A 22,218-nucleotide genomic window follows, 5' to 3' on the forward strand; every position below is an offset into this window, starting at 1 on the left:
GAATAGAAAATTGGGCGCTTATTCGAAAATAAGCGCCGTCTGTTTTCCTTGATGTGAAAGGCTGAGTTAGCCGAGCAGCAAACTGTCGTCGGCAAGGGTTTCGCCACGGACTTTATTGAACATTTCCAGCAGATGCGGGACATCCATATTCTTGCGTTCATCACCGTGCACATCGAGAACAATATTGCCTTGGTGTAACATCACGGTGCGATCGCCACAGGCCAAGGCATCTTTCATTGAGTGAGTGACCATCATCGCCGTGAGGTTAAACTCATTGACGATGGTTTTGGTCAAATCAATCACGAATGCGGCCATACGTGGATCCAGCGCTGCGGTGTGTTCATCAAGCAGTAAGAGCTTACTGTCTGACAGTGTTGCCATGACCAAACTTACCGCCTGGCGTTGGCCCCCTGAAAGCAGGCCGATGCTGTCACCGAGCCTATCTTCTAACCCTAACCCCAAAATCGCAATGCGCTCTTGGAATAATTGACGCCGTTTACTGCCAAGCGCACGTGTCCAGCCCCGGCCTTTTCCACGCCGATAGGCTAGGGCTAAGTTTTCCTCAATGGTTAACGAGGCACACGTACCCGCAAGTGGATCTTGAAACACACGAGCGGCGAGGGTGGCTCGTTGGTGAACGGCTTTTTTCGTCACATCGATGTCGTCAATCATGACCTGACCACCAATCATCGGGGTTTCACCTGTCACTGCACCCAACAAGGTCGACTTCCCCGCGCCATTGGAGCCAATGATGGTGACGAACTCTTTTTCAGGAATCGTGAGATTAACGCCTCGTAACGCGCGGTTCTCCAGCACGGTCCCAGGATTAAAGGTGACTTGAATGTTGTTAAGCGAGATCATCCTGACACCTCCGCCTGTTTCGCACGTTTTGACTTTTGATATTGCTGGCGCATTTTAGGCGCAATGAGCGCAACGGCAACCAGTACCGCGGTCACCAAGTTGAGATCAGAGGCTTGCAAGCCAAACATACCACTCGACAGCGCGAATGCGACGGCGAGACGATAGAGGATAGAGCCTAAAATAACCGCGACAACGGCTACCCAGACTTTACGCCCAGGGATGAGCGTTTGCCCCAATATCACCGCGGCGAGCCCCACCACAATGGTGCCGACGCCAGAGGTTACATCCGCAAAGCTATTGGTTTGCGCAAATAATGCCCCCGCAAAGCCGACAAAGGCGTTGGATAGCGCAAGACCAAAGTAGGTATACATCGCGGTACTCCCACCTTGGGCTTTCACCATCCGTGCGTTGACCCCGGTGGCACGTAGCCCAAGACCGAAGTCACTGGCCAATAAGCGGATGACGAGGAGGCCACTAATAATCACTAATACGCCCACCACTAAGGGGCGAAGATAGGCTGGGGCAATCCCGAGTGATTCGAACGGGGTGAGAATGGTTTCTTCCCCGAGCAAAGCGATATTGGGGCGCCCCATGATACGGATGTTGATAGAGAAAGCGGCAATCATGGTCAAAATACTCGAGAGTAAATTGAGGATGCCGCATTTTACGGTCAAAAAGGCGGTGACGAGCCCGGTGATCCCCCCGGCCAAAATAGCCACTGCCGTCGCTAGCCATGGGTTATAGCCAGCGACGATCATGGTTGCTGCGACGGCAGCACCCATTGGGAAGCTGCCGTCAACGGTCAGATCAGGAAAATCCAAAACACGGAATGTCAGATAGACCCCGAGAGCGACCAAGCCATAGATCAGCCCAACCTCTAAGGTGCCGAAGAACGCAATTGCAGTCATTTACTACTCCAAGACTGATACAAACTAGTCTACGATGCGTGAGGCGCGATCTAAGATAGACGCAGGTACCTCGAGGCCGAGTTTCTTAGCCGCTGCGCGATTGACAGCAAGGTCTGACCCTTCCGCCACTTTAGCTGGCAATGATGAAATCGGTTTGCCTTCCAGCACTGCGGCAACATAATCTGCGGTTTGTACGCCAACCGAGTAGTAATCAAAGCCTAATGCCACCACGGCACCATTAGGGATATAAGAGGTGGAGCCGCCGATGACGGGTTTGCCGGCTGAATTGGCCGCTGCCACTAAGCCATCAATGGCACTGGCGACTGTATTGTCTGTTGGGGCATAAATCACATCAGACTGTGTCGCAACGACTTGTGCGGCAGACTGGACGTCGGCACTTTTTAGTGCTGTCCCTTCGACCACTTTAATCCCATGCTGCTGCGCCGCTTCTTTGAGAAGTTCGACTAAGGTCACTGCGTTTGCTTCGCCCGGGTTGTACACCACGCCAATAGAGGAGAGGTTGGGTAAAAGTTCTTTGGCCAGTGCGACGTGTTGTGCCACTGGGGAAAGATCAGACAGGCCTGTCACATTGCCGCTAGGGGCATCCATGTTTTTGACCAGCTTAGCGCCGACAGGGTCGGTTACGGCGGTGAAAATCACTGGCACATCACGGGTAGCGGCCGCGAGTGCTTGTGCAGAGGGCGTCGCAATCCCGACAAGTACATCCGGCTGTTCGCCGACATACTGGCGAGCGATTTGTACCGCAATAGCGGGGTTACCTTGTGCAGTTTGATATTTAAAATCGAGATTCTCGCCCTGGGTATAACCCTTGGCAATTAGCCCATCCAATAGACCATTGCGGGCGGCGTCAAGTGCCGGGTGCTCCACAATCTGAGAGACGGCGACACGCGCCGTTTCAGCCAGGGCGGAGGTGGTCGTTCCCACTGACAGCGCAGCCGCGCAGACGATGGCCGCGAGTTTAGGTGCTTTCATAGTGACTCCCTTCTTCGAATTATGCATCCCAGCAAGATAGCAATGATGCGTTTGCGATGTTGTGTAAGTGTTATTTTTTGGTTTTTTCAATGAGGATGACTAAAATCATTCACTTTTTATTTAAATCTAGTCGATTTTTGCTGACTATGACAGCGATTACCAACTAGTAAGTTGATATTATTAATCTTGACAGTAACCCATGTCACCTCTTTTTTGCGGTTGAAACGTGCTTAGTAATAGACGTTAACGCCATATTTGTTAATATTATGTTCGCTTTTGTTCTGCGGTGACCTATCCGTGCAAAATAAACAATTGATACATTGCACGATTGCCACAGAGCACGCTTTTTAAACTGTCTTTTAATGGTGAGAAATGTGTCACCACGCCGAGGCGACGCGATTTGTCTCTATGGCGGGTGGTCGGTCAATAAACAGTCGGAAACAGGCTGATTAACACGACGTAATTGTCATATCAGAAGTAAGGAAACAAAATTTGGAGGCTCAAGGATGAAGCGTTTGGTTGCGGCGTTGGCAATGGTATCGCCAACGGCTTTTGCCGCTACGACAGGAGAAGGACTGGATTTAACTCAGTCTTGGGTGGGCTATGCGTCTTTGGCAATCTTTGCGGTTGCTTACAGCTTAGTGATGCTAGAAGAAAAGCTTCACTTGCGAAAATCGAAGCCTGTTTTGCTGGCGGCTGGCTTGATTTGGCTACTCATTGGTTTTGCTTACTCTCAATGGGGCAATATGGCACCGGCGCATGCCGCGCTGGAGCACAATCTATTGGAGTACGCCGAGCTATTGCTGTTCTTGTTGGTGGCCATGACCTATATCTCGGCGATGGAAGAACGGCGTTTATTCGATGGCTTGAAAGCGTGGATTTTGAGTAAAGGCTACGATTTGAGAAGCCTGTTTTGGATTACTGGGATCCTATCTTTCTTTATCTCGCCAGTGGCGGATAACCTCACCACTGCACTGTTGATGTGTACCATTGTGCTAAAAATTGGCGGTGATAACCCTCGGTTTATTAATCTGGCTTGTATCAACATTGTTGTGGCGGCAAACGCCGGCGGTGCATTTAGTCCCTTTGGCGACATCACCACCTTGATGGTGTGGCAGGCGGGTAAAGTGACCTTTGCCGAATTTGGGGCCTTGTTTATTCCGTCTGTGGTCAATTACGTGATCCCCGCCTTTATCATGTCGCTATTTATCCCACGTACACAACCGGATGTGATGCAAGAGCATGTCGAGCTTAAACGTGGCGCGCGTCGTATTATGGTGTTGTTTTTACTCACCATTGCCACTGCGGTTGCGTTCCATGGCTTTATTCACTTCCCACCGGTGATGGGTATGATGATGGGCCTCGCGTACTTGCAGTTCTTCGGCTTTTACTTGCGTCGTACCCTGCCGCGCTCATTGGCACGTAAGCGTGCGATTGCGGAGGCGAAGAATGACGAAGCGGCATTACGTCGCCTAGGCTCAGTGGTGCCTTTTGATGTGTTTCGTCGCATCTCGCACGCGGAGTGGGATACCTTGCTTTTCTTCTATGGGGTCGTGATGTGTGTTGGCGGCCTTAGCTTGATTGGTTACTTATCGCTCGTCTCGAATGTGATGTATCTCGAGTGGAATCCTATTTGGGCGAATACACTGGTTGGGATTTTATCTGCGGTGGTGGATAACATTCCGGTCATGTTTGCGGTATTAACCATGAGCCCTGAGATGTCGCACGGTAACTGGCTATTGGTGACGTTAACGGCGGGTGTTGGTGGTAGCTTGTTGTCGTTAGGCTCAGCGGCCGGGGTGGCCTTGATGGGACAAGCCCACGGCAAATACACCTTTTTTGGCCACCTAAAATGGGCACCGGTGATCATGCTCGGTTACCTTGCCTCTATCGGTGTTCATCTGGTACTAAATAGTCATTATTTCCACCTACAATAAAAGCGCTGCAAACAGTGATAAAAAAGGCCAGCATCTTTCGATACTGGCCTTTTTCTTGTTGTGATGAGAGTGCGTTACAACGCGGAAAACGCCATCACGGGTGATTAAACCACCATAGTGGGACAATGTGCCCGCCCTGCCACACGATGGGAGACACTGCCGAGAAACATACCGTCTTTGTCTGAGTGGGTGCCATGCGCGCCCATCACAATCAAATCCACCTCTTTGCTTTTCGCAAACTTGATGATGGTTTTGGAAGGGCGCCCGCCTTTGACAAATCCGCGCACACTCTCGCCACCGTTTTCGACTGCATGTTGTTTGGCTTGCTCAACAATATTGCGGGCGTATTCGCTCAGGGTCTGGTCTGGGATCTGCAACCGATCGGGGCGAACCATCGATAGTGATGCCTCAAACAAACTGTGATGTTTAAACACACACAATAAGTAGAGCTCAGCATGGGTGAGTTGTTGCAACTCAATCGCTTTATCTAACGCATTTAACGCAGAATATGAGCCATCGACGGCAACTAGTATTCGTTTAAACATCCAATCACTCCTGTTGTTTAGTTACCCAAACGCAATATCACGCAGGAATAACGCAATCTGAGGGAACATCACCAGTAATGCCGCTGACAGAAGCAGCATTGCAATAAATGGCCCCGTTCCACGGATAACTTCCCAATAGGGTTTTTTGAAAATCGCAATAGCGGTGAAAATATCACAGCCAAACGGAGGCGTTGCTGAGCCGATCGCCACTTGCAAGGTGATCACAATCCCGACGTGTACAGGATCAAGACTAGTGGCTTCTATCGCAGGTGCAAATATAGGCGTGAGCACCAAGATAACCACAATCGGGTCAACGAACATACAGGCGACAAAAAAGGCAATTGAAATGGAGGCCAATACGCCCATCGGGCCCATTTCACTTATCCCCACTGCCTCGAGAATGGTTTGCGGAATTTGCGCAAAAGAAATGATCCAAGAGAAGCCATTCCCGACACCGACAAGAATAAAGACCACAGCGGTAATTAAGCCGGTTGAACGCGCGATCGTGAACACATCTTTGCTGCTTAGTGAACGAAAGACACCAAATTCCAAGATCATCGCATAAAGCACACACACCGCGGCCGCTTCTGTGGGACTAAAGACGCCGCCATAAATCCCGCCCACGATAATCAGTGGGAACATCAGTGGCCATAACGCTTTTCGTGTAGCGGTAATCCGTTCACTCCAGCTCGCTTTAGGCTCTGTCGGCACTTTGTGGACAGTGGCGTAATACAAGCAGTAGAGCGAGAAAAAGGTCAGAATCATTAACCCAGGACCAATCCCGGCAATAAATAGCTCGGCAATGGAGGTTTCTGAGATCACCCCGTAAATGATCATCCCGATGCTGGGTGGGATCAAAAAGGCGATATCACTGGAGTTGATGATCAACGCGAGCGAAAAAGAGTCGCTGTAGCCTGCGCGAAGCAGCTTTGGACGCAATGCCGAGCCAACCGCTACCACGGTTGCCTGCGTTGAGCCAGACACGGCACCAAACAGAGTACAAGAGGTGGCGGTACTGATCGCCAACCCACCGCGGATATGACCAATAAAGGTCATGACCATATCAATCAAGCGGTTAGCAGATTGCCCCCGCGTCATAATATCGGCGGCGAGAATAAACATAGGAACAGCAATCAGTGAGGCAGGACGGATCCCTCCCAGCACTTGCTGAATAAAAGTATCCATTTGACCAACGCCGCCAAACATCATGTAAAAACCGGTTAGCGCGGCAGCAATCAAAGGGACCATCATTGGAAAGCCAAGCACGAGCAAGACAATCATGATGAGCATTAACGTCATGGCCATAGTGGTAGGTGCCTATTTAAACTTCACTTTCTGTCTCAGCGTAACCATCGAGGACGCCAGCGGAGAGGTAAACATCGGGCGAGGTGAGATTTTTATAGACAGTCAACCAGTACTGAATGCCGGTGACGATAAAGCCGAGTGGTACCCAGATATAAATCCACCAAATCTCGAAGCCAAGTGCTGGCAAGATACGACCGCGGTCATAAACGGAGACAATATATTGATAAGAAAAATACGCCAACACCAGCATGATAAGGCCTGTGATCAGCGCAATGCTTGTCATTAAAATTTTTCTACCTTTGAAAGGCAGGGTGTCATACAGGGCAGACATACGGATGTGGCGACCATGACGCGCCGCGTAGCCAATCCCTGCAAAGGTGATTAAAACAATTAAAATGCGATTGATTTCGCCAGAAAAAAACAAGCCCTGCCCAAAGCCAAAGCGAGCAATGACATTGACACAGGTATTAAGGGCCATTAGGAGCACACCTGCGGCCAACATAAAGGACTCGATTTTACAAATCAGGGTATCCAGTTTGCCAAGGAGGCCGGGAAGCTCGGAGTGGTACGTGAGAGAGTCGGAATCGGTCATTACGTATTCCTCGGGTAAACAGGCACCGCATGACACGGTGCCTGAGTGATTAGCGACTAGTTAGTAACAGCGTCCAAGTCTTTCTTAAACTGGTTAAGAAGTGCTTTACCGCTTTCACCGGTCATTTCGTAGAAGGTTTCCTCTACCTGTGGCGCACGTGCTTTAAACTTCTCAATTTGCTCATCAGTCAAGCGTGTCACAGTGACTTCATCACTCGATGATTTGATTTTCTCGAGCGATTTTTCAGCCAAGCCGCGGATGTGTTCAACCGTTTCGTTAAACGCATAGTCAGCGGCATCGCGGATCATCGCTTGCTCGTCGGATGACAAGCCGTCAAAGAAGTCTTTATTTGCCATTGAGGCGGTGGTAAACCAGCCGTGGTGCGTAAAGATCAGGTTAGGTGACACTTCGTACAAACCGCCTGATTCAATCCAGAAAATCGGGTTTTCTTGACCTTGAATCATATTGGTTTGAAGTGCGCCGTATACTTCACCCCATGGCAATGGCGTTGGCGTCGCACCAAAGGCTTCATACGTTGATGAAAGCAGTGGGTTAGTCATGACGCGAATTTTCTTACCTTGAAGATCGGCAGGCTCAGTCACAGGCTCGTCCGCCGTCATCACCATTTCGCCTTCAGGATACATTTTGAGCAGCTCAAGGCCTTGCTCTTCATACAGCTCGGGGAAGTCTTCATTCACCGCTTTACTCTGACGAAAGAATTCAATCACGGTTTCCATATCCGTCGGCATCAGGTAAGGGATAAAAAAGATTTGTGCTTCTGGGATCAACGAACCGGTAAAGCCAGGTGATTGGTTTACAAACTGAAGGATACCTGCCTGCGTTTGTTCCATGATGTCGTCGGATTCACCGAGTTCACCGAAACGATAAATTTGCAGTGTGTGCTCAGAGTTCTCCTCAATATATTCTTTGAACTTATGTGCATAGACGTCTTGCACGTCACCTTCGTACTCCTCGTGGGCATAACGCCAAGTGTCGGCATTAGCCATGGCTGAGAAGCCTAACGCGGCGGCAACGCATGAAATTGCAGTCAATTGCTTAAGGTGGCTGTAAATGGACATCATGTCCCTCCGATATGTGGATTAGCTTTCACTCGTGGTTAACGAGAGTGTGATTGAGATCGGTTTCTCATCGAGTGAGGTGGCAGCAAGTGCCTGTCTCTCCTATACCCGTAAAAGCATCTGCCGATGTTTCTAAACAAATAGCAGATAATACAGACAGCTTAACCATCAGAGGTGTAAATATTAAAGTCAGATGAATATCAATGTGCCAGCAGTGTGATTTAGATCTCTTTTTGATACTTTTTATGACGATAAACGCGACGCTCCATAACGTGTTCTTTTGCATCAAAATGCGATCAAATCAGCGTTTTAAGGGGGGCTACTGCAATAGCGGCGGATAGAAGTCAAACGTGATTGAGCATGAGTAAACTCAATAGAACTGGCATTAAAAAGGCTGGGGCAAGGCGCTTTTTTCTAGTTTATGCTTCCACCTCTAAGTAATCTGTGCTTGTTTTTCGCGCTAACCGTCATACTCGCCGACATCATTGCTTAGACTCCCTTCGCGCGCTTCGGCGCTGGTCGACGCACAATTCTTGTTATTCAGTTGAAGAAATCCGGTATACTGATCGGCTTTAATTTCATGAGGCATCCCGATGGCCAAGAAAGCAGCAGCCCTTCACATACTGGTGAACGATAAGTCGCAAGCAACCTCTTTGCTTGATCAGCTTAAAAAAGGTGCAAACTTCCAAACGCTCGCGAAGAAGTACTCGCAATGCCCCTCGGGTAAGCGAGGCGGGGATTTAGGCGAGTTTCGTCGCGGTGACATGGCACCCCCTTTCGATAAAGCCGTATTCAGTGGTGAGTTATTGCGCCCGCTTGGGCCGATAAAAACCAAATTCGGCTGGCACATTATCAAGGTCTTGTATCGCAACTAATCCTATCGCTCACGAGCTATGGATAGCATCGGCGCGAGGACGCTGAAACTGTCACAATTGATTGCTTGTTGGCGCAAGCGGATGATGCCCTTTATTGTGCCAAGCATGAAGGGAAAAACACATTTAAAGAGTACACCCCTACACGCCATTCCTTGAGCAAAGCTGGTTACGAACCAGCTTGAAAAGCCAAACCTATTTCGTCCCTCACTGTTTTGGCATCCGTTATACAGGCCAACGAGGGTTTCTTAATCCTCAGCGAAACACTGACTACGCCTTGCTTATCATCCTCATACAAGTGGCCAAAGGAGGAGGGCGGCATGCGTATAGCGCTTATAATTTTGACTTATTGAATAAGCCCCATAACGGCAACACACTCGATGCGCGAACGCGATGAGGAGAAAGACATGAACGGCTTGCAAGATCCCCAATCATCAGGAGCCAACGTTATCTTACATGCTTTTGATTGGAAGTATGCGGATGTTGCCCAACGTGCCGCGGAGATCAGGGCGTTAGGGTATGGCTCGGTGCTCGTATCTCCCCCGATGAAAAGTGCGCAAGACGAACGCTGGTGGCTGAGATATCAACCTCAAGACTATCGTGTGATTGAAAATGCACTCGGTAACACCACGGACTTTAAAGCAATGGTTGAAGCGTTAAACCGTGTTGGTGTGCTTACTTACGTCGATGTGGTCTTCAATCATATGGCCAATGAAGCGCATGTTCGCAGCGACTTAAATTATCCTAGCCAAGCGGTGAGGGCGGCCTATCACGCGCACGAAGAGCACTATCGCACACTGACCTTGTTTGGTGATTTATCCGAGCCACTCTTTACTGAGCATGACTTCGTCGACGCATTTGGGATACAAGATTGGAAAGATCGGTGGCAAGTACAAAACGGGCGTATTAGCGGCGGGGCGAGCGATCCGGGATTGCCAACACTGCGTGTATGTGATCATGTGATAGCGCAGCAACGTGCTTATCTTAAGGCGTTAAAAACAATTGGCGTAAAAGGGTTTCGGATTGATGCGGCTAAGCACATGACACTAGAGCACCTCAAGCGCGTATGGACCGATGACATCACCCATGATGCGCATATTTTTGGAGAAATCATCACCGACGGTGGCGCGAGCAAAGCAGAGTATGAATTGTTTCTTGCTCCCTATTTACAACAGACGTGTTTGGGCGCTTATGATTTTCCGCTTTTCTCAACGCTCTACCATGTTTTTTCCAACCAGGGCAGCCTTAAATCATTGATTGACCCTTATTGCTTCGGGCAAGCCTTATCGAAAGGGCGTGCAATCACTTTTGCCATTACCCATGACATTCCCAACAATGATGTATTCTTGGATTTGGTGATGGACGAAGCGAGCGAGTGGTTGGCTTACGCATATATCTTGGGGCGTGATGGTGGCGTGCCCCTGATTTATACCGATCTTGATACCAGTGGTATCAAAGGGGGAGACGGCCAACCACGCTGGAAAAATGCGTGGCACGATCCAAAGATGGTGCAAATGATCGCCTTCCATAATTTGACCCATGGTGAGCCCATGCGTGTCTTGGAGGCGACCGATGATTGGCTGGTGATTCAACGGGGAGAGGCAGGCATATTGGTGTTAAATAAATCCCTGGAGCCGCAATCACTCTCAGTGACGCTGGAAAATGATTGGCGCGATATGCTATCGGGCGTCACGGTGTCGAGCGGGCAACATATTGATGTCGCCGCCCAATCGGCGATGATGCTCGTACCGGCGATTAACCCCCAGGTGGCTAAAACGCGGTAATTTGCCGTTTAAAGCTAAATACAATGATGTTTGCACCCTGGACACATAAGAATGAGAGTCATTTGACGAACGATAAAAAGAAGATTGTTTATTGGAACTTGCTTGATGCCCTCAGGTCAGTAAAGTAATGCTTGTTTGTTAAATTACTGTTATGGCTAAATAAACCTGAAGGAAAAGTATGTCCCGACACATTTTACTCACCGGAGCACTGGCGGTGTCTTTGCTCTCAGGGTGCAGTTTTCAAGGAGAGTCACACGTGAAAGCTTCCAGCCCAGGCGAACTGAGTGCGCCTGTCGCAAAAAAAATCCCTCATGAAATGACCATTCACGGCGACACGCGGGTGGATAACTACTATTGGATGCGTGACGATGCACGCCAAGATCCCGATGTGATCGCTCATCTTAATCAAGAAAACGACTATGCCGATCAGGTGCTCGCGCACACTGAGCCAATGCAGGCCAAACTATTCGATGAAATAAAAGGGCGTATCGTCAAAGACGATGCCTCGGTTCCCGTCAAAAAAGGCAGTTATTTCTACTCCAGTGAAGTGGAAGGCGATAATGAGTACCGCACTTACGTGCGTGCGAAAGACTTTGCCGGCACCGACAAAACGGTAATTTTGGATGTCAATGCGCTCGCTAAAGGGCATGAGTTTTACAGCATTGGCCAACTGAGCGTCAGTCCAAACGAAAACCTATTAGCCTATGGGGAAGATACCCTCAGCCGCCGCGTTTATACCATTCAAGTCAAAGACCTCACCACCGGTGAGTACCTCGATGATAAGATTGAAGGCGCCTCGAGCAGTATTGTGTGGCAGAACGATAACCAAGCCTTCTACTATATCAAAAAAGACCCGCAAACCTTGCTGGGGTATCAGGTGTATCGCCACCGTTTGGGCACCCCACAATCCGCTGATACGTTAATATACGAAGAAACGGATACCAGCTACTACACCGGCTTGAGTAAAAGCAAAGACGGTGAGCAGATTTTTATTTGGCACTCTAGCACTGAAACCAGCGGCGTATCGCTCGTGGATGCCAATGATCCGAATGCCACCGCCCAAGCGTTTTATCCGCGAGAAACCGGCATAGAATATGACGTGGCGAAGCGTGGCGAGTGGTATTACATTTATACCAACTATCAAGCGGTGAACTTCCGCTTGATGAAGGTACACCAAAGCGAGCGTGACGATCGCAGCCAATGGCAAGATGTAATCGCACCAAACGATAAGGTGCAGTTGGTTGATTTTACGCTATTTGATAACCACTTGGTCTACGAGCAGCGCGAAAATGGCTTGCCGCGTACCACGGTGCGCAACCTCACCACTGGGGAGGAATATCAGCTTACGTTTAACGACTCGGCCTATGCGTCTTACCTGACCGGCAATGCGGAAATGGACAATTCTGCGGTGCGTGTGTATTACACCAGCTTGACCACACCGGGTACCTATTACGAGTTTGACTTGGCGTCGGGCGAGCGTGAAATGCTCAAACAAAACCAAGTACTGGGCGATTTCAATCCGGACAACTACCAATCCGAGCGGTTGATGATCACCGCACGCGATGGCGCGCAAGTGCCTGTGTCTTTGGTGTACCGTAAAGATCGCTTCAAAAAAGACGGCACTAATCCGCTCTATCAATACGGCTATGGCTCCTACGGCGCGACCATGGATCCCATGTTCTCCACCACGCGGTTAAGCCTGCTAGATCGCGGTTTTGTCTTTGCTATTGCCCATATCCGTGGCTCTGAAATGCTAGGTCGCCCTTGGTATGACGATGGTAAAAAGCTTACCAAAAAGAATACCTTTAACGACTTTATTGATGTGACCAAAGCGCTGACTGCGCAAGGCTATGGCGATAAAGACAAAGTGTTTGCTGTCGGCGGCTCAGCTGGTGGTCTGTTAATGGGGGCAATCATCAACCAAGCGCCAGAGCTTTATTTAGGGGTGGCCGCGCATGTGCCGTTTGTCGATATCGTCACCACCATGTTGGATGAGTCGATTCCACTGACCACCAACGAGTATGACGAGTGGGGCAATCCGAATGACAAAACCTACTATGAATACATGCTCAGCTATTCACCGTACGACAACGTCAGCGCGCAAGATTACCCTAACTTGTTGGTCACCACAGGCCTGCATGACTCACAAGTGCAGTACTTTGAGCCAATGAAATGGGTCGCGAAACTACGTGAGTTCAAAACTGACAACCATACGTTGGTGTTTAAAACCGACATGGAAGCCGGCCACGGCGGCGCATCGGGGCGCTTTAAGCGGATTAAAGAAGATGCATTAGAGTATGCCTTCTTCTTCGATTTGCTCGACAAGCAGGGTAAGTAATCAAAGGGTATCCCTCTGAAACGAGAAAAGCGCCGTTATCGGCGCTTTTTTATACGGGTAGAGACGCGATAAGCACGCTCAATATCGATAAAAACGAGGTGCTCAGGCTTACTGATTGTTCTCCGCATCTTCACGCTTGATCACTTTGTGGCCTTCTTCGGTCACGCCATTTTTCCAATAGCTGCTGATGTAGATAAACTCACGCTCAACATCACGATCATTGCGGAAATATTGGCGCAGTGCGCGCATACTTTCAAATTCACAGGCACACCACACGGACACTTGCCCCGCTAACCAAGGCTGTGCTTTTACCGTTTCGGCCAATGTCGGTGTGGTTAGCCAAATAATCTCCATGCCAGCGGGAGCGTCGAGTGGTTGGGCATCTTCCTCGGCATCGAGCTGAACCACCGCATAACCTTTGGCATCGCGAGGCAAGGTTTTGATCTTGGCTGATAGCGCGGGTAATGCAGTCATGTCGGCCGCCATAAAGAACCAATCCGCGTCGCGATTAATTGGCGCAATCGTCCCTGGGCCGGCAATATTAATGGTATCACCTACTTGGGCATTCAGTGCCCAACGCGCGGCAAAGCCACAATCGGCTTGCTCGATTTGATGGCGAACCATATCCACTTCAATTTGCTGCTGGTCAGGCATAAAACGGCGAATGGTGTAGGTACGCATCACAGGGCGCTCGCCTTCTGCTAATCCGCTCAGATCCGTGCTTCCCGCTTTATCAAATAGCAACTTGATATAGCCGCCTTCACACTCCGTTGGGAAGCCCGCGAAAGCGTCGCTTTGTAAGGTTAAGCGTTGCATATTGGGTGTGACGGTTTGGGTATCAATAACGTGAGTGAGGTGATAGTTCGGCTGTTTCATATTATCTAACTTAAAATCATTATCATTTACAATTAATCATACCATTCGGATGCGGGATGTGTAAGTGCTTTACATTGTTTTACGCTTCTACGCTAGGCAATACTCCGAGAAGTGAGTAAGATAGAGACGCATTATTATTACAAAAAAACAATCACATGGAGCAAAAATGAAGAAAGTCATACTCGCGGGCGCGGTGGCGGTGTTGCTGTCGTTGAACGTCTCGGCCTCTGAGCTCAAGCCGATCATGAAAGAAATGAAAATGACCTTTAAAGAGGCGGCCAGTGCACAAAGTATCGAAGCGATGCAAGCACCGGTCGCGAAATTAGAAACCCTGATCGCGCAAGCTAAAGCGGGTAGCTATCCACCGGAAAAAGCAGAGACCTTCATGGAAGGGTTCGATAAACTGGCGGTGACGGTAGAGGAAATTGATGCCGCGCTCAGCGAAGGCGACCTCGATAAGGCCCAACAAGGTTTGCGCCAAATTGATGCCTTGCGTGAAGAGTACCACGACAAACGCAACCCAAGCATTTGGCAGCGCTTATTCGGTTAATTGCGCAATCAGTGAACGTGACGATAGCGAGGGCATGATGGCGACTCAAAAAACGATTTTGCGTTATCCCTCGTTGTCGGTGGCGTCTGCATTTGAGAAAGAGCAGGCGCTGATCCAACGAGTAGAGCAGGGCGAACTCAACGAGGCATTACTGCTTTGGCAGCCAGATGCGCAAACCTTGGTACTGCCGGCGGGCCAAAAATGGCCACAAACGCCTGAGTTGCGCCGCGCTCTATCAGCGTTAGGTTGGCAAGTACAGAGCCGCCGAACAGGCGGGGCGCCGGTGCCGCAACTACCCGGCGTGATCAACGTGTCTTACCTGACGGTGTGGCCGAATAACACCCCTTATCATATCCGAACGGCGTACCAGTATTTTTGCACCATTTTTCAGTCTTTTTTCCATCAGTTAGGCATTACGACCACGGTGGGCGACACGCCCGGTTCGTATTGTGATGGTGACTACAACCTCAATATTGCCGGCAAAAAAGTGGTGGGAACCGCCCAGCGTATTCTGCATTTAGGCACGGGAGCAGGCTTAGCCAAACAAACCGTAATGCTGGCGCAAGCGTGTCTGCTGATTGATGCGGATTGCCAACATATTGTTGCCCCTGTATCGCTGTGTAATCAGCTTTGTGGTCACGCCGATCGCATTGAGGCCGAGGTACATACCCCATTAGCTGCGCACCTAGATGAATTGCCGACGACCGAACAGCTATTTCAGTTGCTGACTCAAGCGTTTGTGGCGCGCCCGCCACTCGAGGTTGGCAAGGCTTGAGGCCGACGCTCAATATAGTATGCTTAGCCGCAATCGTGCGTAAAACAAATCCCAAGGAGTGAGGAATGCGCGTCCATCTTGTTATTCACGAGGCGTTTGAAGGCCCAGGTGCCATTTTAGATTGGTGTGACGAGCGTGCCTATCATGTAACCACCAGTCATTTGTATCGGGGCGAGCCGTTGCCAGAAAGTGGTGAAGGCATTGATCTGCTGGTGGTCCTCGGCGGGCCGCAAAGTCCAGATACGCCACAATCTGAATGCCCGCACTTTGATAGCCAGCGCGAGCAAGCGCTGATTAAGCAGTGTATCGAGCAAGGCAGTGCGGTATTAGGGATTTGCCTCGGCGCGCAACTGATTGGTGAAGCCTTGGGCGCGCCGTATCAGAAAAGTCCTGAGCCCGAGATTGGCTACTTCCCCATCCAGTTAAGCGAAGATGGCCATATCGACGAGCACATTCCACACTTCGCGCCGCAAGAAATTGTGGGCCATTGGCACAATGATATGCCGGGGCTGACACCAAATAGCCGTGTGTTGGCTAGCAGTGAAGGCTGTCCGCGCCAGATCGTGAAGTACGGACCACGGGTGTATGGCTTTCAATGCCACCTTGAGTTGACGCCGCTGGCGGTTGAAGGCTTACTGCAAGCCGCCTATCCAGAGGGCGAGGCCGCTAACAAGCGCTTTATTCAAGACCCTGCCTCCATTCGCGCCTTTGATACGGCACCGATGAATGCGCACTTGTTTGCCTTTCTCGATAGCGTGCTAACCGACAACGATCTTGTCACTGAATGGCTGTTTTAAGCGACTGGGTTAGGAGCACGGTAATCGCAACTGTGCTCCGTCTTCGAGGCGCTATCGTCCGAGCGCCATCTATCTTGCGTTAGTGCAACATACCTTCACACACGGTGGTGACATCGTCATCCAATAAACTCAACTCAATGGCTATCTTCATCGCCGCCACCACATCACCCACTGGCATGCTCGGGGCGCGATGCTTACAAGCTTGTGCTGGGCTGTAGGGAATATGGATAAAGCCGGCGCGTACCTCAGTATGATGAGCCAGCGCATGCATCAAGCCATAAAACACGTGATTACACACAAAGGTGCCGGCGGTATAAGAAATACTGGCAGGGTGATGCGCTTCGTTTAACGCGTTCACTAAACGGTTGAGCGGCAAGGTAGAGAAATAGGCATTGGGCCCAGATGACACCACAGGCGTGCCATGTGGCTGCTTACCGGCGTTGTCGGGAATAGGCGCATCTTGATAATTGATCGCTACTTTCTCCAAGCTTAGCTCAGCGCGACCACCGGCTTGGCCAAGGGCGATCACCATCACCGGACTGAGCGATTCCAACGCGCTGTGTAACGTCGATAAGCTGTCGTCAAAGGTGCAGGGCAGCCGCACGGCTTTAACGATGCACTCCTCATTAGGCTGCCAGCCTTCTAATGCTTTTGCCACTTGCCAAGACGGGTTATCGCTCTCGCCGCCGAAGGGTTCAAATCCAGTGATCAATATCGTGTGCATCCAATGCCTCGCGTAAAAAAGCGGTAGAGCTTTACTCTACCGCAGGTTTACAAGCCAATCACGCACTGGTTGCGTTATTCAAACAGATAAAGATAATCCTCATAACCCGCCTCGGCCATTTTATCGACCGGCACAAAGCGCATCGCGGCTGAGTTCATGCAATAGCGCAAGCCTGTGGGGGCGGGGCCATCTTCAAACACATGGCCAAGGTGCGAATCGGCAACCTTGCTACGGACCTCGGTGCGCGTGTAGAACAGGGAGTTATCCGGCTTGGTAATCACATACTGCTCATTGATGGGCTGTGTGAAGCTCGGCCAGCCGGTACCGGATTTGTATTTATGGGTGGAGGAAAACAGCGGCTCACCCGAAACAATATCTACATAAATCCCAGCTTGCTTGTTGTCCCAATACGGGTTGCGGAACGCGGGTTCGGTACCGTCTTTTTGCGTGACTTCGTACTCGATGTCTGACAACATCGCGCGAATTTTTTCATCCGAGGGGCGCGAGTAGCGGGTGTTCGTTGCTGTCATCTCTTCCGCTTTTTGCGCATCAATCATTTCTCGCAAGGTGACCGGATTGTCTTTGCGATCGTCACCAAAAATCTCGTCCAGATACTGGTCGCGCCCTGAGGCATAGCGGTAGTAGCTGTAACGCACACTGTGGTTTTTGTAGTAATCCTGATGATAGCTTTCTGCTGGCCAGAATTTCTCGAACGGGATCAGCTCGGTTTTCAGCGGCTGTTTGAACACGCCTAACGCTTCAATTTCCGCCATAAAATCGGCAGCAATTTGTTTTTGTGTTTCAGAGCGATAAAAGATCGCGGGACGATATTGCGGGCCACGGTCTACGAACGAGCCTTGGTCATCGGTGGGGTCGATATGACGGAAAAACTGATCGAGCACCTGTTCGTAATCCACGACTTTTGGATCATAGGTGATATCAATCACCTCAATGTGGCCACTGGTGCCGGACGAAACCTCTTTATAGGTGGGATTTTCAAGCTCACCGCCCGAGTAGCCAGATACCACATCAATCACGCCGTCGAGTTTTTCAAGATCAGCTTCCGTACACCAAAAGCAGCCGCCGGCAAGAGTCGCCTTTTGGTAGCCTTGTGACGTGGTGGCAGTGTCTTTCACCGCCGCATAACTTGCTATCGATAGCAAACTGAACGCTGTAAACGCGATAACGCGCCACATTGACTTGTGCTGTTTCATGATCGCCTCGTTATTGGGGTTGGTGAGGATAAAGACCTGCGCGACAAGCAGAAACTTTCATCCTCTCCCACTTTTCTGTTGTTACAGATAACGTAGCGCAGAAACACCCTTAGCGATCACCTACCAAAGCAGCTGACCCAACACAGGCGCAAGCAACACAGTGACCATGCCCGCAATCATCATTACCACACTCGACACTACCCCTTCGGCATGGCCGATCTGATAGGCTTTAGCGGTGCCCGCTCCGTGTGCTGATGCGCCCAAACTTGCGCCGCGTCCTAAGCGCGAGCGAATCGCAATCACGGTCAAAATACTTTCACCAATCGCCATGCCAATCACCCCAGTGAGAACCACAAACAGGGCGGTGAGATCGCTTTGCCCGCCAATTGCTTTGGTGGCTTCTACAGCAAAAGGGGTAGTGATTGAGCGCATCGCCAAACTGCGTTGCAGCAGTTCAGACAGCTCAAACACCCGCGCTAGCACCACGGTACTGGTAATGGCGACCAGCACAGACACTGTGACGCCTATCGATAGTGACAACCAATGGCGGCGGATGAGCGCGCGGTTATCATACACGGGGATCGCAAACGCTACAGTCGCTGGGCCCAGCAGCCACAGCAGCCAGTACGATTGCGCCATGTAGTCTTGATACGGGATATTAAACCCAACCACCACCGCGACAATCAGCAAGGGCGCGAGCAACAATGGCATCACCAGAATGGAGGGATGACGGCGATACAGCCATTTGCTCATGTAATAAAAGCCAAGGGTCATTAAAAAGCAGGTAACGCTTAATAACGAGGCGTGAAGCCAAGCAGGTAAAGACATCATGGCTTAGCACTCCGGTTTTAGATCAGGGTGGTGCGTATGGTGATGGTTACTGCGGCGGCGCGCCATTTTAACCTCAAAACGATACACTTTATCGACCACCCAAGCGGTTGACGCAATCACCATCGCGGTACTTAAAATCAGTACAACTATGATCTTACCGCCTTCTTGCAGCAATAAATCTTGGTAGTTGACCACCGCCACCACCGCCGGCACAAAAAACAGCAACATCTCGGCTAACAGCCACGCTGCCCCGCGACGTAACCATTCGGCACGGACAATTTTCAACATTAATGCACCTAACAACAGCAACATACCGGTGAGGTTGGCCGGTAGTGGAATAGCAAAGGTTGTGACCAACAAATCAGACAAGAACCAAATGCCTGCTAAGACAAAGACTTGCAGTAAGGTAAGTAAGGCGTTTTTAATCAATTGCATCGAAGGCGAGCCAAGAATCTGTGAGATAGCTCATAGTTTACGTCTTAGCAGAGAGTGAATAAAGTGACTTTTTTTTATTTAAACTATGCCAAAATGGCATGATTAACACACAGCTTTTAAGGGCCGTTTATGGATATTCGTGCGTTGCGCTATTTTATTGCCTTAGTGGAAAAGCAGAGCTTTACTGCCGCATCGGCGTCGTTGCATGTGACGCAACCGACAATCAGTAAAATGGTGCGTAATCTTGAGCAAGATGTGGGTCAGCCGTTGTTGCACCGAGAGGGAAGGCGGTTTTGGTTAACCGATGCTGGTGAGGTGGTGTATCAGCGTGCGCAGAGCATTATTGCTGAGTTCGAGCAGCTAAATACTGAACTCGACGATCTCAACCAACTGGCGCGCGGGCAACTTAGGTTGGGGATGCCACCGATGATAGGGCCGCTGTATGCCAATGTGTTACGTGAATACCGACAACGCTACCCAAATGTGGCGCTCAGTATTGTCGAATACGGTGGACGGCGCACTGAACAAGCCCTGATCAATGGTGAGATTGATGTGGCAATCACCATGCTCACCGACACTCAGCCTGAGTGCTTGCAAAGTTTACCCTTACAAACTCACCCCATTTATGCAGTGCTGCCTAACCAAGCCGCGTGGCGAGCGCAAAAAAGCCTGACGTGGCAAGCAGTGAAAGACGAGCCGTTTTATCTGTATAGCGCTGAATTTACTCTAAGCGACCGGATTATTGCCCGCTGTGAAGAGCATGGTTATCAGCCCACCATTGCCGCGCGCAGCAGTCAGTGGGATTTTTTAGCCGCCTTGGTGAAAAGTGGTGCAGGGGTGGCGTTTTTACCCGCGCCTCTATGCCAGCGCCTCAACGCCAGCTTGGAAGACAGTGAGTTATTGCTGGTGAAATCAATAAGCCCAGCGATTGAATGGCAACTGGGGCTAGTTTGGCACGGCGAGCGCTACGTCTCACGCACCGCCGAGGCCTGGATGCAATTGTGTCAGTCGACAGAGGTGCATCGATAGACTTACCATAGACAAGCATTTTGGGAGTATGCTCCAAATAGAACTTTCTCCCTTGCCCAGTTTTCGCGAGCGTGGTTTCCGCCGTATCATGAGGTAATGTCGAAATGTACCTTGCAGAGTAAGTTGAGCCAGAGTAAGAATGAAACAATGAATCCGCGAGTACTTACAGCGCTACGACGGCCTCAATTTCTATCTGCAAGTCCGCATGAATTAGCTTGGATACTTCTACCAGTGAGCATGCTGGTAAATTGTCGTCATAGAAATTAAAAAGTAACTCTCGGATGCTGCCTAACATTGACATATCACGAACAAAAATTGTTAGTTTCACCAGATCGCTTTTTAAGCGTTTCTCTAGCCTCAGTACTTCTGAGATTTGCTCCAGAATCTCTTTAGTTTGCTCTGTCAGACCAAAGGATTGAGCTTCTGTTCCATAGGCTGTAAGCCCTGATATATAAAGCGTTTTATTGTGCTTTGTTGCATGGACGTAAGGCCCTGCGATTTGAGGTAAGCTTTCGTAAGTAATCCGTTCAACCACTTGATTTCTCCCTAGAACATAACGAATGACGTAGATCCCCCCTCTTGAAGCTCTACCACACTTAGGAGCGACCTTTAATAACGGAGGTAACCATGTCCACTCAATTATTTTGTGGCGTTTATCTCGCCAAGCACTACTTTTCTCTTCACGCGGTCGATTGACCACGGAAAGTCATTCTCCATAAATCTGTTTCACGCACCAAATGACTGGCTACATTAGCAAATATGTCTACGATGTACATAGGTATTGAGTCCTGTAGTGGTGTACATTATTGGGCCAGAGAATTCAACAAGCTTGGCCACGATACTCGCATCATACCCGCAAAGTACGTCGGTTCTTATCGCACAAAAAAGAAAAATGACCTGAACGATGCCGTTGCCATTTGTGACGCTGTTCAGCGTTCAAACAGCCGGTTCATTCCTGCTTAAGTCACCCGAACGCAGAGAGATTCTCGCGATTTATCGTGTACGAGAACATTGGATGCCGGCGCAGCCAAAAAAATGCTATTGCCTATTGACCGGAGAAAGCCTTATATGCTTTAGCTATAAACGCCACATGTAGTGCCAGTGTCAAAGTAAAAACACAATATATAGATATTTCACATTTTCAGATGAAACCAAATGAAATATCCATAAATATAATAATGTTATATTGCAACACATAGCCTAAATGATAATGTGGCATCAAGCCAATAACTGAGGAGTTTGAATGCCTACATTAAGTGTTTCCGATTTTTCTTTGATTGTTGTAACTTCAGGAAAACCAAAGCAGACAAGGGTAAGAAACATCGCTAAACGCGAACCTTACGCAGCTTTTCGCGACTACTATGGTCCGTTACGAAACTCGATTAAACGTCTTTTCATTGCAAAACGACACATTTCTCACCTCTACACGATTTGCAACCGCCAGGAAGGAAGTAAAAAGCGGAATTATGAAATGATTGTCAATACTTTTAAAGATTGGCAATCTGGTAAAAATATTCAGGCTTTTGATCCACCGAGAGAGCACTATAACTTTTCACAAACGAGCATCACTTGTAACCCTGAACTACATGTAGTCTTAGACGGGCAGCCACGCCTAGTTAAACTCCATTTTAGTAATAGTGACAAAACAGGGCGAGATCGCGAACGTTTTTTGACCAAAAAAGGATCGGTTTGACGATCACCTCTGGCTGTGATCATATAGGCCGATTCTAAAATAGTTCGGGATAGATACCGTGGATATCGATACATTTAAAG

Annotated in this window: 22 protein-coding genes and 1 pseudogene; 10 read left to right on the forward strand and 13 right to left on the reverse strand. The window is 49.6% G+C overall.

Annotated elements, in window-relative coordinates:
- Positions 1 to 66 precede the first annotated feature (66 nt).
- The 3 genes from EHW56_RS05500 to EHW56_RS05510 are packed head-to-tail and all read right to left on the reverse strand — an operon-like array spanning position 67 to position 2,762.
- Positions 67 to 861, reverse strand: a complete 795-nt coding sequence (locus EHW56_RS05500; protein WP_046075966.1) for an ABC transporter ATP-binding protein — start codon at positions 859 to 861, stop codon at positions 67 to 69.
- Positions 858 to 1,769 carry an ABC transporter permease gene (locus EHW56_RS05505; protein WP_152793885.1) on the reverse strand — a complete coding sequence of 304 codons (912 nt, stop codon included), beginning with the start codon at positions 1,767 to 1,769 and terminating at the stop codon, positions 858 to 860. The genes EHW56_RS05500 and EHW56_RS05505 overlap by 4 nt, the downstream gene beginning before the upstream one ends.
- A 24-nt stretch (positions 1,770 to 1,793) precedes the next feature.
- Positions 1,794 to 2,762: an ABC transporter substrate-binding protein gene (locus EHW56_RS05510; protein WP_152798828.1), complete on the reverse strand. Its 969-nt coding sequence runs from the start codon at positions 2,760 to 2,762 to the stop codon at positions 1,794 to 1,796.
- A 506-nt stretch (positions 2,763 to 3,268) separates the two neighbouring features.
- On the opposite strand from EHW56_RS05510, the gene nhaD reads away from it, so the two are divergent.
- Positions 3,269 to 4,699: a sodium:proton antiporter NhaD gene (nhaD, locus tag EHW56_RS05515; protein ID WP_077668577.1), complete on the forward strand. Its 1,431-nt coding sequence runs from the start codon at positions 3,269 to 3,271 to the stop codon at positions 4,697 to 4,699.
- Between the two features lie 104 nt (positions 4,700 to 4,803).
- Here the strand turns inward: nhaD and EHW56_RS05520 are convergent, their stop codons facing one another.
- From EHW56_RS05520 to dctP, 4 genes are read right to left on the reverse strand one after another with little or no spacing between them, the layout of a single operon-like run.
- Positions 4,804 to 5,244, reverse strand: coding sequence for a universal stress protein (locus EHW56_RS05520; protein WP_046075962.1), 441 nt, complete (start codon positions 5,242 to 5,244; stop codon positions 4,804 to 4,806).
- A 21-nt stretch (positions 5,245 to 5,265) separates the two neighbouring features.
- Positions 5,266 to 6,549, reverse strand: a complete 1,284-nt coding sequence (locus EHW56_RS05525; RefSeq protein ID WP_046075961.1) for a TRAP transporter large permease — start codon at positions 6,547 to 6,549, stop codon at positions 5,266 to 5,268.
- Positions 6,550 to 6,565: 16 nt separating this feature from the next.
- Positions 6,566 to 7,141: a TRAP transporter small permease gene (locus tag EHW56_RS05530; protein WP_046075960.1), complete on the reverse strand. Its 576-nt coding sequence runs from the start codon at positions 7,139 to 7,141 to the stop codon at positions 6,566 to 6,568.
- Between the two features lie 56 nt (positions 7,142 to 7,197).
- Positions 7,198 to 8,223, reverse strand: a complete 1,026-nt coding sequence (gene dctP, locus EHW56_RS05535; RefSeq protein ID WP_197075773.1) for a TRAP transporter substrate-binding protein DctP — start codon at positions 8,221 to 8,223, stop codon at positions 7,198 to 7,200.
- Positions 8,224 to 8,813: 590 nt separating this feature from the next.
- Between dctP and ppiC the strand changes: the two genes are divergently transcribed.
- The 3 genes from ppiC to EHW56_RS05550 all read left to right on the forward strand — a co-directional run bounded on the left by ppiC (position 8,814) and on the right by EHW56_RS05550 (position 13,214).
- Entirely contained in the window at positions 8,814 to 9,095 is a 282-nt protein-coding gene (ppiC, locus tag EHW56_RS05540) for a peptidylprolyl isomerase PpiC (protein WP_046075958.1), read from the forward strand.
- A 404-nt stretch (positions 9,096 to 9,499) separates the two neighbouring features.
- Entirely contained in the window at positions 9,500 to 10,876 is a 1,377-nt protein-coding gene (locus tag EHW56_RS05545) for an alpha-amylase family protein (RefSeq protein ID WP_152798831.1), read from the forward strand.
- Between the two features lie 178 nt (positions 10,877 to 11,054).
- On the forward strand, positions 11,055 to 13,214 hold the full coding sequence (locus EHW56_RS05550) for a S9 family peptidase (protein ID WP_152798833.1): 2,160 nt from the start codon (positions 11,055 to 11,057) through the stop codon (positions 13,212 to 13,214).
- A gap of 108 nt (positions 13,215 to 13,322) precedes the next feature.
- Here the strand turns inward: EHW56_RS05550 and EHW56_RS05555 are convergent, their stop codons facing one another.
- Positions 13,323 to 14,090 carry a siderophore-interacting protein gene (locus EHW56_RS05555; protein ID WP_152798835.1) on the reverse strand — a complete coding sequence of 256 codons (768 nt, stop codon included), beginning with the start codon at positions 14,088 to 14,090 and terminating at the stop codon, positions 13,323 to 13,325.
- 166 nt (positions 14,091 to 14,256) lie between these two features.
- Here EHW56_RS05555 and EHW56_RS05560 point away from each other — a divergent pair, with 166 nt between their 5' ends.
- From EHW56_RS05560 to EHW56_RS05570, 3 genes are all read left to right on the forward strand, one after another.
- Positions 14,257 to 14,640, forward strand: coding sequence for a cytochrome b562 (locus EHW56_RS05560; protein WP_152798837.1), 384 nt, complete (start codon positions 14,257 to 14,259; stop codon positions 14,638 to 14,640).
- A 37-nt stretch (positions 14,641 to 14,677) separates the two neighbouring features.
- Positions 14,678 to 15,415 (forward strand): biotin/lipoate A/B protein ligase family protein, encoded by a 738-nt coding sequence (locus EHW56_RS05565; protein ID WP_370517125.1) that lies wholly within the window; start codon positions 14,678 to 14,680, stop codon positions 15,413 to 15,415.
- A 65-nt stretch (positions 15,416 to 15,480) separates the two neighbouring features.
- Positions 15,481 to 16,212, forward strand: a complete 732-nt coding sequence (locus tag EHW56_RS05570) for a gamma-glutamyl-gamma-aminobutyrate hydrolase family protein (RefSeq protein ID WP_077662506.1) — start codon at positions 15,481 to 15,483, stop codon at positions 16,210 to 16,212.
- Between the two features lie 79 nt (positions 16,213 to 16,291).
- Here the strand turns inward: EHW56_RS05570 and pcp are convergent, their stop codons facing one another.
- The 4 genes from pcp to EHW56_RS05590 all read right to left on the reverse strand — a co-directional run bounded on the left by pcp (position 16,292) and on the right by EHW56_RS05590 (position 19,416).
- A complete protein-coding gene (pcp, locus tag EHW56_RS05575; RefSeq protein WP_152798841.1) occupies positions 16,292 to 16,936 on the reverse strand; it encodes a pyroglutamyl-peptidase I in 645 nt (214 codons plus the stop codon).
- 74 nt (positions 16,937 to 17,010) lie between these two features.
- Positions 17,011 to 18,150: a peptide-methionine (R)-S-oxide reductase MsrB gene (gene msrB, locus EHW56_RS05580; protein ID WP_152798843.1), complete on the reverse strand. Its 1,140-nt coding sequence runs from the start codon at positions 18,148 to 18,150 to the stop codon at positions 17,011 to 17,013.
- A gap of 120 nt (positions 18,151 to 18,270) precedes the next feature.
- Positions 18,271 to 18,978, reverse strand: coding sequence for an LrgB family protein (locus tag EHW56_RS05585; protein ID WP_077480480.1), 708 nt, complete (start codon positions 18,976 to 18,978; stop codon positions 18,271 to 18,273).
- Positions 18,979 to 18,984: 6 nt separating this feature from the next.
- Positions 18,985 to 19,416: a CidA/LrgA family protein gene (locus EHW56_RS05590; protein ID WP_152798845.1), complete on the reverse strand. Its 432-nt coding sequence runs from the start codon at positions 19,414 to 19,416 to the stop codon at positions 18,985 to 18,987.
- 129 nt (positions 19,417 to 19,545) lie between these two features.
- Here EHW56_RS05590 and EHW56_RS05595 point away from each other — a divergent pair, with 129 nt between their 5' ends.
- On the forward strand, positions 19,546 to 20,445 hold the full coding sequence (locus tag EHW56_RS05595; RefSeq protein ID WP_152798847.1) for a LysR family transcriptional regulator: 900 nt from the start codon (positions 19,546 to 19,548) through the stop codon (positions 20,443 to 20,445).
- 163 nt (positions 20,446 to 20,608) lie between these two features.
- Here EHW56_RS05595 and EHW56_RS05605 read toward each other — a convergent pair whose 3' ends face one another.
- Positions 20,609 to 20,980 (reverse strand): RidA family protein, encoded by a 372-nt coding sequence (locus EHW56_RS05605; protein ID WP_172969921.1) that lies wholly within the window; start codon positions 20,978 to 20,980, stop codon positions 20,609 to 20,611.
- Between the two features lie 92 nt (positions 20,981 to 21,072).
- Here EHW56_RS05605 and EHW56_RS15515 point away from each other — a divergent pair.
- Positions 21,073 to 21,463: pseudogene (locus tag EHW56_RS15515) on the forward strand (IS110 family transposase); the annotation flags it as partial.
- Between the two features lie 225 nt (positions 21,464 to 21,688).
- The gene (locus EHW56_RS05615) at positions 21,689 to 22,138 is read left to right on the forward strand and encodes a hypothetical protein (RefSeq protein ID WP_227486423.1); all 450 of its coding nucleotides are present in this window, start codon (positions 21,689 to 21,691) and stop codon (positions 22,136 to 22,138) included.
- Positions 22,139 to 22,218: the final 80 nt, after the last annotated feature.

Origin of the sequence: Salinivibrio sp. VGrn1 (genome assembly GCF_009377995.1) — a bacterium.
In the GTDB taxonomy this organism is placed as follows: domain Bacteria; phylum Pseudomonadota; class Gammaproteobacteria; order Enterobacterales; family Vibrionaceae; genus Salinivibrio; species Salinivibrio siamensis.

What these genes read in the sequence shown, in the direction of transcription:
- EHW56_RS05500 (WP_046075966.1), bottom strand. Translation starts at nt 861, where the DNA reads ATGATCTCGCTTAACAACATTCAAGTCACCTTTAATCCTGGGACCGTG.
- EHW56_RS05505 (WP_152793885.1), bottom strand. Translation starts at nt 1,769, where the DNA reads ATGACTGCAATTGCGTTCTTCGGCACCTTAGAGGTTGGGCTGATCTAT.
- EHW56_RS05510 (WP_152798828.1), bottom strand. Translation starts at nt 2,762, where the DNA reads ATGAAAGCACCTAAACTCGCGGCCATCGTCTGCGCGGCTGCGCTGTCA.
- nhaD (WP_077668577.1), top strand. Translation starts at nt 3,269, where the DNA reads ATGAAGCGTTTGGTTGCGGCGTTGGCAATGGTATCGCCAACGGCTTTT.
- EHW56_RS05520 (WP_046075962.1), bottom strand. Translation starts at nt 5,244, where the DNA reads ATGTTTAAACGAATACTAGTTGCCGTCGATGGCTCATATTCTGCGTTA.
- EHW56_RS05525 (WP_046075961.1), bottom strand. Translation starts at nt 6,549, where the DNA reads ATGGCCATGACGTTAATGCTCATCATGATTGTCTTGCTCGTGCTTGGC.
- EHW56_RS05530 (WP_046075960.1), bottom strand. Translation starts at nt 7,141, where the DNA reads ATGACCGATTCCGACTCTCTCACGTACCACTCCGAGCTTCCCGGCCTC.
- dctP (WP_197075773.1), bottom strand. Translation starts at nt 8,223, where the DNA reads ATGATGTCCATTTACAGCCACCTTAAGCAATTGACTGCAATTTCATGC.
- ppiC (WP_046075958.1), top strand. Translation starts at nt 8,814, where the DNA reads ATGGCCAAGAAAGCAGCAGCCCTTCACATACTGGTGAACGATAAGTCG.
- EHW56_RS05545 (WP_152798831.1), top strand. Translation starts at nt 9,500, where the DNA reads ATGAACGGCTTGCAAGATCCCCAATCATCAGGAGCCAACGTTATCTTA.
- EHW56_RS05550 (WP_152798833.1), top strand. Translation starts at nt 11,055, where the DNA reads ATGTCCCGACACATTTTACTCACCGGAGCACTGGCGGTGTCTTTGCTC.
- EHW56_RS05555 (WP_152798835.1), bottom strand. Translation starts at nt 14,090, where the DNA reads ATGAAACAGCCGAACTATCACCTCACTCACGTTATTGATACCCAAACC.
- EHW56_RS05560 (WP_152798837.1), top strand. Translation starts at nt 14,257, where the DNA reads ATGAAGAAAGTCATACTCGCGGGCGCGGTGGCGGTGTTGCTGTCGTTG.
- EHW56_RS05565 (WP_370517125.1), top strand. Translation starts at nt 14,678, where the DNA reads ATGGCGACTCAAAAAACGATTTTGCGTTATCCCTCGTTGTCGGTGGCG.
- EHW56_RS05570 (WP_077662506.1), top strand. Translation starts at nt 15,481, where the DNA reads ATGCGCGTCCATCTTGTTATTCACGAGGCGTTTGAAGGCCCAGGTGCC.
- pcp (WP_152798841.1), bottom strand. Translation starts at nt 16,936, where the DNA reads ATGCACACGATATTGATCACTGGATTTGAACCCTTCGGCGGCGAGAGC.
- msrB (WP_152798843.1), bottom strand. Translation starts at nt 18,150, where the DNA reads ATGAAACAGCACAAGTCAATGTGGCGCGTTATCGCGTTTACAGCGTTC.
- EHW56_RS05585 (WP_077480480.1), bottom strand. Translation starts at nt 18,978, where the DNA reads ATGTCTTTACCTGCTTGGCTTCACGCCTCGTTATTAAGCGTTACCTGC.
- EHW56_RS05590 (WP_152798845.1), bottom strand. Translation starts at nt 19,416, where the DNA reads ATGCAATTGATTAAAAACGCCTTACTTACCTTACTGCAAGTCTTTGTC.
- EHW56_RS05595 (WP_152798847.1), top strand. Translation starts at nt 19,546, where the DNA reads ATGGATATTCGTGCGTTGCGCTATTTTATTGCCTTAGTGGAAAAGCAG.
- EHW56_RS05615 (WP_227486423.1), top strand. Translation starts at nt 21,689, where the DNA reads ATGCCTACATTAAGTGTTTCCGATTTTTCTTTGATTGTTGTAACTTCA.